Origin of the sequence: Paenibacillus sp. FSL R5-0475 (genome assembly GCF_038004585.1) — a bacterium.
Taxonomy (GTDB): Bacteria; Bacillota; Bacilli; order Paenibacillales; family Paenibacillaceae; genus Paenibacillus_AQ.
Genome location: NZ_JBBORK010000001.1, coordinates 6,910,868 through 6,924,207 on the forward strand (window position 1 = coordinate 6,910,868; position 13,340 = coordinate 6,924,207).

The window sequence follows — 13,340 nt, forward strand, 5'->3', positions numbered from 1 at the left end:
GTACAAGCAAAGAATGTTAATTCTGCTATTTTTGGCTTTTCAAATCTTCTAAAGCGGTTTGAAGTATGGGGAAGGTAAAGATAAAGCCATGTTCTAATGCCGCCGATGGAAGAACGCGTTGTCCTTTGAGCAAGATCTCAGACAATTCACCTACTGCTGTTTTTAACAGAATGGCGGGTAGTGGGAACCAATGCGGCCGTTTGTATACTTTGCCGATCGTTCTACCGAACTCTTCGTTCGTGACCGGATGTGGTGCAGTCCCATTAACAGGTCCGGCGATGGTGGGATTCTGAATACAAAAATCGATCAGACGAACGATATCGGTCAGGTGAATCCAGGATACCCACTGGTTTCCCGCGCCGATGTTACCACCAAAGCCCAGTAAATAGGGAAGCTTCATCTTAGGGAATGCTCCGTTTCGGTTACCGAGCACAACCCCAGTACGCAACTTGATCATACGGATATTCTTGTATACTTCATCTGAAGCTTCTTCCCATGTCTTAACCACGTCAGAAGGGAAGTCCATGACATGGGCTGGCGATGATTCATTAAAGGTATCTTGCAAGGAGGTTCCGTAAATAGCCACAGCTGACGCTTGAATGACTACAGAAGGTTTGTGTTTCAAACGGGCGAGTAGCTTAGCAGCAGCGGAAACGGCCCAAAGACGGGATTGCATAATTGCCTTTTTGCCGCTCTGACTCCAACGTTGGCTGAGAGAGGCTCCAGCAAGATTGACCAAAGCGTCCGCATTTTCCACGGGTGTTGAATCAGCGTGTAGGCTGTCCCATGTGTGGTAACTCAGCTTAGGATGATATGGCGCAGCTTTAGGTAGATTGCGACCGACGATTGCAATTTCATTTCCTGCCTGTAGCCAGTATTTTGTTAGTTCACTGCCAATGAAACCGGTGCCGCCACATATTACATATTTCATAAGGTTGGCCTCCGTTCTGAACACAACATCAGATTATCAATCACTTGAACAAATGCTGGTAAGCAGAGTAGTCGATTTTATTCTTTTCAAGAAAATTGACGAGAAAACGATTGTCACGCCGTGGTGTGGCGACTATGTAACCTTTAATGCAGTGATCACGAGTAACCTCTTTTGCATTACTTTCCACAGCGATCTTTCCGATCTCGGCAGCAATGGAATGTTTGGCGATATCGCGAAAAGGGCTGGGCACAGGCTGAACAAGCTGGTCTAAGAAAGCTTTTGATTCATCACTCCAGAGTGAACGGCTGCGTTCTACCCAGTAATTTTGCCAGTCCAGCTTTGATTTTCCATCAGCTTTTGGCAACACCTTTAGGAATTTCCGGAACATAAAAAAACCGCCGATACACATGGAACCCAGCAGCATAAATGTCCAGAAAGCGATAGAGTTCATGAACCAATTGCTCGGTGTTGCGGATAATAAACCAAGTCCTGATTGGATAGACATGCATACACCACCTTTTGGCAATGAGTATTCTCACATAATTTAATCTCATATTAAAGTATAGCTTATTTCCAAAGTTTTGCGAAGCAGAACCCAGCATATTGACCTTGTCTAGATTTATTTTTCTGATCACGGTAGAATAGGGGGTAATTCGTGAAGGAAAGAGGGAAGAAGTATGCTGAAAATAGGTTCACACGTGTCTTGCTCGGACAAGGGTCTTTTGACCGCAGCAAATGAAGCAAATGAGTATGGTTCCAGCTCATTTATGATATATACAGGAGCGCCACAGAACACGCGCCGCAAGCCGATTGATGCCATGTATCCGGTTGAAGGAAAGCGAGCAATGAAAGAAAACGGTGTGGAGGAGATTGTCGTCCACGCACCTTACATTATTAATCTCGCTTCCTATAAAGAGAACACGTATCAGTTGGCCGTTGATTTCTTACAAGAGGAAATCCGCCGTACGCACGCACTTGAGGTCAAGCATATCGTATTACATCCAGGTGCATTCACTGATAAGGATGCAGAATACGGCATTCAGCGGATTGCAGATGGCCTTAATGAGGTTCTTGGGGGAACTAATGAAACGGAAGTTCATATCGCCCTAGAAACTATGGCTGGTAAGGGAACAGAGATCGGGCGCAGCTTCGAGGAGATTGCTTCTATTATTGATAAGGTTGAACATAACGAGCGTTTGTCCGTATGTCTTGATACTTGTCACATTCATGATGCTGGCTATGATATCGTTAATGATTTGGATGGCGTTCTTAACAAGTTTGATGAGATTATCGGCTTGAATCGTCTTGGGGTTATCCATATCAATGACAGCAAAAATCCATGTGGAGCAGGTAAAGACCGTCACACTCCAATTGGTTCGGGTTGGATCGGTTTTGATACGATTAACAAAATCGTCCATCATGAGAAATTGACAGGTCTGCCATTCATTCTTGAGACGCCATGGGTTGGTAAAGATGCGAAGAAACAGCGTCCGATGTATGAGGTAGAGATTGCTTTGCTCCGTGGTAACGTAGCGGAACGATTTGGACCGGAGTTTATAGAGGATGTTGAAAAACTGCGTGAGTTTTTTGCTAATAAGGAGATCGATTCCCGTCAATTTGTGCTTAATGTCTGGGAGATTCTGAAGAACGATGCCAAGGCTAAAAAAGCTGATCCACGTGAACCGCTGGAGCGTCTATATGATGAAGTCATCGCTGCCGAGCTGTTCCCGCAATTGAGCGAGGAAGCCATTAATCATCGCTTGATTGCATGGTTAGCAGGCAAGTAAGTGCTCGTTCACGCATAAGTTAGACTTCAGATTGCACATGTAGATGAGAGGATGGGATGAGGATCATGGAATTACACGTAAAAAGAAACAATTCGTCAGGTGTTGAGTCTTATTCCAACCGGGCGCGTATGCTCATTTCTTGTCCTGACGGACCGGGAATCGTGGCGGCTGTATCACACTTTCTGTATCAGCATGGCGCGAATATTGTGCAATCGGATCAGTACACAATGGATCCAGATGGCGGAATGTTCTTCATGAGAGTTGAGTTTGACCTTCCCGAATTAGGAGATCGTCTGGAAGAGATACGTTCTTTGTTCGGTGGGGTGGCTGAACGTTTCAAGATGAACTGGAAAATTTTCAATGTTCGTCATAAGAAAAGATTAGCCATATTTGTCTCTAAAGAAGACCATTGTCTTGTGGAGCTGCTCTGGCAGTGGCAAGCTGGTGATCTAGAAGCCGACATCGCTCTCGTCGTGAGCAACCATTTGGATATGAAATCGTATGTCGAGTCCTTCGGCATTCCTTTTCACCATATTCCAGTTACAGCTGATACTAAGGCTGAGGCGGAAAAACGTCAGCTTGAGGTCATCGGAGACGACATTGATGTTATAATTCTGGCTCGGTATATGCAGATTATCTCACCGTCGTTTATTGAGCACTATCGCCACCAAATTATTAATATTCATCACTCCTTCCTGCCGGCCTTTATTGGCGGTAATCCTTACGCTCAAGCGTACCAACGCGGGGTAAAGATTATCGGAGCAACTGCTCACTATGTTACAGAAGAGCTTGATGGTGGGCCGATTATTGAACAAGATGTGCAGCGGGTAAGTCACGGTGATGATGTCATCGAGCTGAAGCGGATTGGACGCACCATTGAGCGGGTTGTTCTGGCTCGTGCGGTGAAGTGGCATATCGAAGACCGGATCCTCGTCCATCAAAATAAGACCGTAGTGTTTAAATAAAAGGTTATTTTTCGGTGAGAGCCTATGGTATGAACCTGAGCGCTTTTACCGGAACTCTATAATCTAATAGCTCTCTAAATCTCTACAGGTAAAAAAGCATTTTACCAGCAGCTTGGCTATTTACGCCAAGTTGCTTTTTGTCGTTTTTCAAAACTGTGTTTTTGAGGAGGTGGAAGGCTTGGCTTTACAGCGTAGGCAACTGTTGAAACGCAATTATTTCTTCGCAAGTCTCATTTTGATTACTGGAGTCGGGGGATTGCTAGGCTATGATCTCTACTTCAAGCCCTACGTACTATCCCGAACTGTGGTCAAAATCAAGGTGGAAGGCGGGGAGCTTCTTCCAAAAAACTATGAGCTGAAAGCAAGTGATTTATATCTGGATTCTGTTCAGACCAAGGATATACCTTCGGGTGTAATTACAGAAATCGCACAAGTGGAGCATAAAATTACGAATGTAAATCTGACCAACGGAAGTATTTTGACGGCATCCTTAGTGGATGTTAGTGATTTAGAACCCCTCAAGGATGAAGGGATTTTTCCTATACCAAAGGAAGCGATCTATGCCATCAATGGTTCACTGCGCAGCCGGGATAAGGTAGATATTTATCTTGTTGATGGAGACCGAGAGAGGCGGAGTGAATCGCTTAGCCCAAACAAGAAGGAAGAGGAGGAACTGATCGTGCAGAGCTCAATTAGTGAACCTGCAAAGGAGGTGTTTATATCTGGAGTCACCGTGAATTATGTGCGAACAGAAGACAATAATGATGTGCTGGATTCAGAAAAGGGAAACAACAATAATCGGTTCACTTCGACTGGCAAGGTGGCGACACCAGAATTGAAGCTGAAGAAAAGTGATGGCGAGCGGCTCGGACAATTTTTGGAGCAGGGAAAAAAGCTGTGGATCGTACGGGTCGAGTAGGAGGGAAGAGTCTTGAAAATATTTAGTCTAGGCATAGATCAGTTAACCATTAATGATATCAAAAATGCAGGATTTATTGTAATTACACAAAGCGTACTTCCTGATCCGTCTCATGCAGAGGGCCATATGCTAATGGTTACCAGTGACCAGATTCAAGCTCAGTCACTTAGCGAACTGCGCCGGAATTATCCGAGCTCAACGATCCTATATGTATATTTGCAAAAGGGAATCAGTGGTTACCAAGCTGTACATATGCTGTGTGAAAGCTTAGGAATCTATTTTATCCCTCCTCGCTCTACCTCGTCAGTGGTGATAGAGAAGATTCGCTTTATTCTAGACGAGGAAGGGGAGGAACGAAGTAATCTGGTTGGTTTTTTTGGATCTGGTCCTGGGATCGGCTGCACTAGTGTAGCCAAACTGTTCGCAAGACGAATTGCCGCGGCAGGCCTTCGTGTTATTGTCCTTGGACTTGATTTATATGATCCCGGATATGACCGTAAAGCGACCATTAGTCTGGATAGGCTTCGATCAAGGCTTACTGGGAAGATGATTTATGATGAGGATTTTGAGCAATTGATTAAGCAAGACGGTTACTCGTATCTCCCAGGCAATTACGATTACTTGAGTGCACAAGATTATCAGGAGGATGAGATTGAATATTTTTTGGCTAGGGCTGGGACAAATGCAGATGTTGTTATTGCTGACTTTGGCTCTATTCCGGAAAGTGCTGCATGGTATGTCGGAATGCACAAATCGGCACTGCGTATGATCGTCACTCATCCAAAGCATGAATACAGACTCGAACCTCTACTAGAGCTTGCTGGGCATATGGATCTACGTCCACATGATTTTCAACTGATTATTAACCGCAGTAATGTGGAAGAAATATCTTCTCCTAAAAATCTAGCGCTTCGCTTCGGGACTGAAATCTTGCTGGAGCTGCCGTATTACCAGCCTTTGCAGGAAAGCTTACCTTTAGGCAAAAAAGAGCTGCAGCATGTGGATGATAAGGTACATTCTTTGCTCGTGTCCATGAGCCTGGCGCCAGAAGCTAAAAAGAAAGGCATATTCCTATGAATGGAAACCAACTGAATCGTCCGTTGTTCTCTCTAAAACAAAGTATCCTACGCATGAGCAAACCGGGCAAGGAAGACTTTTACGCATTTTTGCAAAAAATGAAAAACGATATGAATGAAGGGCTGGAACGTGAGGATGATGCTTACTTCGAGTTAAATGCGAAGGCGCTAATTGGCGATCCGCAGGCGGTTAGCTTTTTTATGAATGAGATAGAGAAATACTTGCGGAAGACACCCTTTACGGGAAAGGTTCCAGAAGCATACAGAACGGCTGCAGAAGCGCTCTATCATGAATGGAAGGGTTTTGGTCCGGCGTATCGTTGGTTTACTGATCGTGCATACAGTGAATCAACCGGGCTACAGATGATCGGAAAGCAGATCTTTTATAACCAGAAAGGTGAGTTTGTAGCTTATCCATATGAGATGCCTTCACTAGATCGGGTTGAACAGTTAAAGCGCTCCTTATTAAAAAGTGATCCCAACAAAAAGCTGAACAAGGACAACCCTTCAGTGGAGTTTAAAATGGATGACCCGCTCTGGCCTGGTCGATTTATTAGGCTTGCCATTTGGGTATCCCCGAGAGTATGGGATGGCTTCACCACAATATCGTTACGGCGGCAGGTTGTAGAGTTTCTGAGTCTAGAAGATCAGGCGGGTACAGAATGCATTCCTGCGGAAGCGGTTGAAATGATTCGGGCGTTATCGTCTACCTTTCGCAATACCATTATTGCGGGCGCTGTAGGCTCGGGAAAAACAACCTTTGCAAATACGATCGTCGGCGAGCAACTGCTCGGATCTTCATCCTGTATGGGTGTAGTGATGATAGAAAAGCATCCGGAGTCGATTTTACCATACCAGATTAAAGGGCACCGAATTATTCCAATCCAGGCTGCGAACGAGGAATTGATGGAGGTAGGGGTAGAATCGCTGCGGCATGACCCAAACATTTTGTATATGACGGAAATGCGGTATAACGAATGGGAATTTTATCTGTGGAGTGGGGAAAAAGGGTATGACGGCATCACCGGAACCTTCCACACCGTTGATTCGGAGGATATTCCTTATCAAGGCGCTTTTGCCGTGTCGACAAGGATTGGCGGGAGCCTTAAGGGGCATTTGATCTCTGCACTGAAATCATGCGAGCTGGTTTTTATTTTGGAAAGTGTTCCGAACGGGAAGAAGCGGTTAACGCGAATATCGGAAGTCTTTTATGACGAGGAAAAGAACTCTGTATTTGCGAATGATCTGATGCGCTGGGAACCCCAGAAGATGTGTTGGTCCTATAATGAAAAACTGACAAAGAACCTGATTCTGAAGATGACTAGGAAAAATGAGCAGGCAACACAGTTGCTCCAGAAAGAGCTGGGACAGCTTGCAGCAGCAAAACCAATGGATCAGCCTATCAAAGAAAGCTTGAAATCTAAGATCATTCTTAACGAGTGAGGAGGTGAAACCGTGGATTTATTATTGTATATTCTTCGTTTTGTCCTTCATTTGTTAATTGTATGGGGAATTTGGCTGCTCATTAAACCGCTAATCGAACGGCATTTACGACAGGTAGGTCAGAAAGTCGATTTTCGTATCAAACATAAAATGAGTATTTTTGGCAAAAGAGTTAGCTCGGTAAAAAAAAGGCTGTGGCTCTACCGTCATCTAGATAATCTTTTATATTTCGTACACCGAAAATATGAGCCGGGAATTAGCGTTATGCGTTTTATGACGCGTACAGCAATAGTGTTTATCGCGGTTTTTCTATCAGGACTACTGACGCTAAGCGAGCTTCCTGGGCAATTGAGCTTTAACAATCCTTTTCTGGAGGGGATAACTTTTAATGAAGGGCGTTCTATTCAAGGGGCTTGGAGATTTCCACTTTTTATGGCTGTGATTTCTGCTACGATTCCTTATTTTCGTATGAGATACATTTACGCGCAGAGGAAGGTGCATGGAAGCTATGATTTACTCGATGTAGTCAAAATCTCCACCAAATTCACTCACTTGTCGGTAGATTCCGTTCTCGATCGGACAGCGGATTTTCTTACGGATAAGAATGTGCTGAAGGGTCCTTTGAAGCTGCTAGGGGCTGCATTTTCCAATTACAGTAATGAGAAGGAGCTTGTTGAGGAAGCAGGGAGATTTTCCAATGCGATTGGCACTACTTTCGCCCTAGAATTTATATCGGATCTGCTCTATGCCGAGAAGGAAGGGACCCGTTATTTAAAAAGCTCACTGATGCTGTTAAATCGTTCTATGGAGCAACAGAGGGAAACCATTTTGACTGTAAAAGCGGGAAGTAGAGATGCGATTAGCCTTGGTTTATACGGGAATCTTTTGGTGCTGGTATCAACGGTTGGAACCTTTATGTACATGCTGAAGCCTGATATCTATTTCCAATTGCAGTTTGAGACTACAGTAGGACTTTCTTTTTTGATGGTGATCGTCTCCGGTCTTTTTATTTCTTTTGTGATCAGCACTATTCTCGCCAGACCTAAACTGGACTACCACTAAGGTGATGAGATATGGACAGATTGTTACTATTAGTTACTGTAATCGGGATTGTTTATGTCGCATTACTTGTCTTTGTAAGCAGTAGTAGTAAACAGGAAAGATATCTTGTCCGATTAGGACTACGGTGGAATGAGCTTGGGGAACGGGTGCAGGGGGATAGACTTCAGCAATTATTAAATGATTCTGGTTTATCGATTGCGGCCCGTAAAATTACGCTTTTCCGTTACTCTGCAGCGCTGATTTATTTAATAACTCAAGTCGTCAGTGATTTCATTCGTTCTAATTCTTTTTCTATTTATGACCCTCTAATTGCTCTTCTTATTCTCGTAATCAGCAGTCCGATGCGCTACCTTCCGTTTGGCTGGGTGCTTGCATGGCTTCATCAAAAAACGGTTATTAAAAAAGACGGTGAGCTGATCTCTTTCATCCGTCTATACGAGAATAATCGGCTACGCAAGCGCGGATATGCGCAATTTGGCACTTTTTGCGGGAGTACGGCTGGACATTTTCAATATATACGTCAGGACTTGTACGAGTTGTCAGAACGAGCAGTAGATGAGGGTGTGGAGGGGGCGATTGAATGGTTTTGTGCAAAGTTTCCGGATAATCATAGTTTTATTAATGACATTCGGTCCATTTTGCTGGCTACTGAGGGTATGGATGACGACACAGAAGCGGCGAATTATTTGCGTGAGCAAAGTAAGATTATCTCCAAAATCTCCAGCGATCAGTATTTGAAAAAGTGGTCTTTTATCGGTGATCTATCTACGATCATTAATGTTATCCCATCGATTGCTACTTTTTTGATGATCGTCGCGATGGCGATGCAGTACATTTTACTGATCAAAGGGAATTTTAATGGGGTCGGTATGTTCCAGTGAAAAATAGTATATTCAATATTATTTAAAAAATATAAAATAAAAGGGAGATTTTAACAATGAAAAAGGATGCTATTTCTACAGGTTTGTTTATTGCTATTGGATTTTTATGTGTGGCCATCGTAATTGCCGTTTTGATTCCTGTAGTTCGAGATGTAATTGATGCTACGGATGATAATAAACCGACGATTCCGGGTGTGACATTTATTCAACCGCTGGATTCCAGCCAAACGGCAACTGCTCGGGTCTTAACCCAACCTTCGGTTTAATTCGATTATGAAAAAAGACTCTATCTCTATAGCAATGTTTCTGGCTATTGGCTTTGTAATCGCAGGGATGTTTATCACAGTAGCTACGCATATCATTGGCAGCAGTCAAGACGATATCATCACGCATACTAAGCAAGTAGAACAATATTAGAAGGAGGCGTTTCTATTGAAGGAGACCGTCCTCCGGGCATTATTCATGTGGCTTGTCCTGTTTATTATCCTGCAGCCCATATTCACCTATATTGATTATCTGCTAGATTTACAGGTCAAAGCTAATACATCCTACATCACACAAAAAGCTGCAACGGAGGGGATGGTCACAGCGTCTATGCGGAACGAAGTGATTTCAAATCTGAAGGCGATTGGGTTCTCAGAGGATTCTATAGAAATTACGAGCAGTACAGATACCATTCAAGAACGCAAGCAACGAATTGATGTGTATATAACAGCACCACGGATAAATTTGTTTCCGTATAACTTTTCCACGGTTTCGCAGCCGACCCGATATTATGGACATGGGTCAATTATGAGTGAATATCTCGATTGATTAAGGGATGAGCCTAATTTATGGATTACATTATTAAGCTGGCATTTGTCCTACTGATCTTTATCTACTCCTGGTTCTTTCAGATCCAGAATCAGGAGTGGGACATGCTGCGCAGCATGCTAAAAGATGCAAACAATATCGCTGTTCATGATGCCGCGCAGGAATTAGATGAAACTGAACTCACACGAGGTCGTCTAATTATCGATCCCGCGCTTGCTTACGATACTTTTCAACATGCCTTGCAGGCGAATCTTGGGCTTGATAACGGCCTTTCTCCCCAAGTAGGCAGCCGTTTTAAGAATCAAGTAAAGATTGTGAAGTTTGATATTGTTGATGATTCGGACGGAGTGACTTTTCCACTTTTATACGAGGATAGTGAACATGGCATTACCAAATACATAGAGGGTCCCTCGGTTATTGCCGTCATTGAGACGGAACATCCGCTGCTGATCTCCAGAGCCAAAACACAAGAGCCAATCAGAGTACCAGCAGTTCAGGAGTATAAGTTTAATAAGTAGGAAAAATCCAATTGAGACAAGGGAGAGATTTGGGGATGAAGAGAGTTGTAAAGGCGACTTTGGTAGCGGCAATGTTATTTAGTGTGGTTTTGGGGCAGGGAGTGGTTGTAAATGCGGAAACGGTTACACCAGTAGTTACGGCTAAGCCAACAGCGACCGTGAAACCTACAGCAACGCCAACGCCTATTATGAGGGATAATCTGAGTAAATTTGGATTGAAGAAAGACTTGGAGCTGCCTGTGACGATCAGCGCTGGAGGTCTGAGTTATACGCTGGAGAAATTGATGGTTTATGATGTGAAATCCAAAGATGCTCAGGAATTAATTAAAAAGTATGGATATCGTGAACAAGTTTTTAAGCAAGCTACGAAATATATGGTATGGACAAAAATTACTATTGCTAATGACAGTCAAAAGCTTGTTCAACAAACATCGAAAAGTCCAACTAGCAAGTGGATCATCAATACGAATGGATCAAATCTTGCTGGTTCTATGCCAAAACTTAAGGCAGATGAAATAAATAGTAAAGAAGCTTTGTGGAATTGGAAATTACAACCCGGTCAGAAATTATCAACCTATCAGATGTATGTATCGACAGAGGACATTACGAATCTTAAAATTCTTATATATTACGGTGGTGGTTTTGATGAAAAAATAATCGTTAAACGTCAAGGAGAATAATGAAGCATGAAGAAATTATCAATGGTTATCCTGATACTTTCATTATTCTTTTCTTATATTCCTGATTTTTTATACGCAGCAGATTCATCTAGTAAGACATTATCGATACCTACAGAATCATTATCTGGATCTTCAAATGGTCAAAAAACATATTATTTAGACATTCCAAGTGGGATATCTAGTTCTTCAATAATTACCTCATCACTAAAGTACAATGGGTCCAATCAAAAAGTTAATCTTTCTATCGAGAATGGGAAAATTAAGTTAAATCTGAAAGGTGTAGAGCGGAAACAAACCATTGATGATGTAAAGGGATATTACGGGTCATTTGAAGTTCCTTTTTATACTGAACCTGGTAACTCGATTTGGCGATATTCGGACGGTAGACGTTGGCAGATCAATGAATGGGATCCCAATACCAATACTCAGAAACATTATGATCGTACCGGATCAGGTTATCCTTCGGAAGATCCTCCACTATTAACAGTAGTTACTAAATCGGATGTAACCAGAGATAGGATAAAGTGGTACAACGGTAGTGCGTACGTAATCATAGAACCTGTAGATATCATCGAATCATCTGTTCGAATCCATGTTGATGATAAAAAATTACCCCTTAATTATGTTAGTCATAATATTGTAAGTGGGAACAGGTTTATTATCTACCACTCTCTTGATAAGGCAAAAGTGGACTACGATCCTGAAGAAGTCAGTGAGAGTTTTGGCAAGGGAGGTAATGCCTTAGGAAGAAGATATAAGACTTTTTTGTATTACTCCTACACAGCCTCTGCTAATGTAACATCTTACAAATACAGCGGAAATGTCTCCTTCGACTACACCCTTCCTACAGAACCTACACTTACCGGTATCGTAACTCTAAATAAACCTAATCCCAATCCAACAAAATTGGGAGATAAAGATGAACCCGTTCAAATTTCGTTAATGGGGCAGCTGCAAGGATACAATGATGCTTCAAATATTGACGAGTGGGTGTTCTATGCTAAAGAGAAAGACAGGAACAATACACTCAAAACGAAAAAGGAGTCTGCAAAGACATTTAACGTAAGTACTTTATTTGATTTTGAGATCAAAAAGTCGAGTGTAACGGGCGAATATTTTACTCAGGAATATGCTTTAACCGTTCTCGTCCGCTTTAAAAAGCCAATCGTCACAAAGAATGGAACGATCACCTCTCTGGAACAGCCCCTACAGATTTCAGCAGGTGTTTATAAAAACAATCCTCAAGTTACTTTTCCTCCAAATCCAACTATTCCAACAGAACCTGAAGGAAAGCCACCTATTGCGAGAATATCAACAGCTAGATACATAAAAGCAGGGTCTGATATGCTCGTTAGTGGGAATGCTTCCTATGATCCGGATGGATATATCACTGATTATGCTTGGAGCACATCTGGAGCGCAGGGAGAAATCGGAAATGTCCCAAGGGGGTATGTATGGTATACCATAGAACAAGTTGGAGAGACATTTCCTATAGCTCTCACAGTCGTTGACAATGATGGACAAATAGGTAGTACAAGTACAGAAGTTACCGTCATTGAGCCGAAGCCAGCAGCAATTATAAATATAGAAGGAATACTTAAACAAAATCGTAAAACGACATTGTTTAATAGAAGCCAGAGTCCAACACGCTTTCCGTTAATACCATCGAAAACACGAGTTACCATCACTGCTGTATCTGGTGGTACGAACGCAGATATTAAATATAGTGGTACATTATCTGAACTTGAAAGCAAAGACATCTTATTTAAAAAAGCTGGAAAATATAAGGCTACGATTTATGTGGAAAATACGCTTGGGTATTCTGATAGTGATGAGATTACTTTTGATATTGTGCCAGATGAAGCGCCGTACAACTATTTTACTCTGCCTGGAGTGGTATATCGAAGTCCTGATTACGGTAATAAAGCGGTGGTTTCATTGGATGATATATCCTATTCACCTGATAAAGATGTAGTGGGTCGGAGACTCTGGGAGTATCGCTATGATTCTAATAATGACGGGAGTTTTAGCGGAGAAGCATGGGTGACCTTCAGTAATGAGAACAAAGATCGCTTAAATTTAGAGCTGAGCGAGGTAGGGAAATATGAAGTCCGACTTACTGTGTTTGAAGAGTTTGGTCAACCAACTATTGATGAGTTTGTGACAGAAGCTGATCGGAAATCTACAAATTCAGATGGACAAAAGTTAAGCTCACGGATTGTAGAAGTGAAAAATCGAGCGCCAGAAGTTGATTGGTCCTGGTAG

Annotated in this window: 15 protein-coding genes; 13 read left to right on the forward strand and 2 right to left on the reverse strand. The window is 42.6% G+C overall.

Translation table 11 applies throughout. From position 1 onward, the window contains the following. Positions 1–25: 25 nt before the first annotated feature. Together MKX41_RS31120 and MKX41_RS31125 are read right to left on the reverse strand one after the other, a co-directional pair. Positions 26–931 carry a TIGR01777 family oxidoreductase gene (locus MKX41_RS31120; RefSeq protein ID WP_340974617.1) on the reverse strand — a complete coding sequence of 302 codons (906 nt, stop codon included), beginning with the start codon at positions 929–931 and terminating at the stop codon, positions 26–28. Between the two features lie 40 nt (positions 932–971). Next, on the reverse strand, positions 972–1,436 hold the full coding sequence (locus tag MKX41_RS31125) for a DUF2621 domain-containing protein (protein WP_042124904.1): 465 nt from the start codon (positions 1,434–1,436) through the stop codon (positions 972–974). A gap of 172 nt (positions 1,437–1,608) precedes the next feature. On the opposite strand from MKX41_RS31125, the gene MKX41_RS31130 reads away from it, so the two are divergent. From MKX41_RS31130 to MKX41_RS31190, 13 genes are all read left to right on the forward strand, one after another. Then, positions 1,609–2,718 carry a deoxyribonuclease IV gene (locus tag MKX41_RS31130; RefSeq protein WP_340974618.1) on the forward strand — a complete coding sequence of 370 codons (1,110 nt, stop codon included), beginning with the start codon at positions 1,609–1,611 and terminating at the stop codon, positions 2,716–2,718. A 65-nt stretch (positions 2,719–2,783) separates the two neighbouring features. After that, a complete protein-coding gene (gene purU, locus MKX41_RS31135; protein ID WP_042193405.1) occupies positions 2,784–3,683 on the forward strand; it encodes a formyltetrahydrofolate deformylase in 900 nt (299 codons plus the stop codon). Positions 3,684–3,861: 178 nt separating this feature from the next. Then, entirely contained in the window at positions 3,862–4,602 is a 741-nt protein-coding gene (locus tag MKX41_RS31140; protein ID WP_042185555.1) for an SAF domain-containing protein, read from the forward strand. A gap of 12 nt (positions 4,603–4,614) precedes the next feature. After that, on the forward strand, positions 4,615–5,679 hold the full coding sequence (locus MKX41_RS31145) for a hypothetical protein (protein WP_340974620.1): 1,065 nt from the start codon (positions 4,615–4,617) through the stop codon (positions 5,677–5,679). Continuing rightward, complete coding sequence (locus MKX41_RS31150; protein ID WP_340974622.1) at positions 5,676–7,121, forward strand: ATPase, T2SS/T4P/T4SS family; 1,446 nt, start codon at positions 5,676–5,678, stop codon at positions 7,119–7,121. The genes MKX41_RS31145 and MKX41_RS31150 overlap by 4 nt, the downstream gene beginning before the upstream one ends. A gap of 12 nt (positions 7,122–7,133) precedes the next feature. Then, positions 7,134–8,183: a hypothetical protein gene (locus MKX41_RS31155; protein ID WP_340974623.1), complete on the forward strand. Its 1,050-nt coding sequence runs from the start codon at positions 7,134–7,136 to the stop codon at positions 8,181–8,183. Between the two features lie 11 nt (positions 8,184–8,194). Then, on the forward strand, positions 8,195–9,064 hold the full coding sequence (locus tag MKX41_RS31160) for a hypothetical protein (protein ID WP_340974624.1): 870 nt from the start codon (positions 8,195–8,197) through the stop codon (positions 9,062–9,064). Between the two features lie 56 nt (positions 9,065–9,120). Further along, entirely contained in the window at positions 9,121–9,330 is a 210-nt protein-coding gene (locus MKX41_RS31165; RefSeq protein WP_042185565.1) for a hypothetical protein, read from the forward strand. A gap of 7 nt (positions 9,331–9,337) precedes the next feature. Then, positions 9,338–9,481, forward strand: a complete 144-nt coding sequence (locus MKX41_RS31170; RefSeq protein ID WP_156113062.1) for a hypothetical protein — start codon at positions 9,338–9,340, stop codon at positions 9,479–9,481. A gap of 15 nt (positions 9,482–9,496) precedes the next feature. Continuing rightward, positions 9,497–9,877, forward strand: coding sequence for a hypothetical protein (locus tag MKX41_RS31175; protein WP_340974625.1), 381 nt, complete (start codon positions 9,497–9,499; stop codon positions 9,875–9,877). 20 nt (positions 9,878–9,897) lie between these two features. Further along, on the forward strand, positions 9,898–10,395 hold the full coding sequence (locus tag MKX41_RS31180; RefSeq protein WP_339269308.1) for a hypothetical protein: 498 nt from the start codon (positions 9,898–9,900) through the stop codon (positions 10,393–10,395). Between the two features lie 35 nt (positions 10,396–10,430). Beyond that, positions 10,431–11,075: a hypothetical protein gene (locus MKX41_RS31185; RefSeq protein WP_340974626.1), complete on the forward strand. Its 645-nt coding sequence runs from the start codon at positions 10,431–10,433 to the stop codon at positions 11,073–11,075. Positions 11,076–11,081: 6 nt separating this feature from the next. Then, positions 11,082–13,340 (forward strand): PKD domain-containing protein, encoded by a 2,259-nt coding sequence (locus MKX41_RS31190; protein ID WP_340974627.1) that lies wholly within the window; start codon positions 11,082–11,084, stop codon positions 13,338–13,340.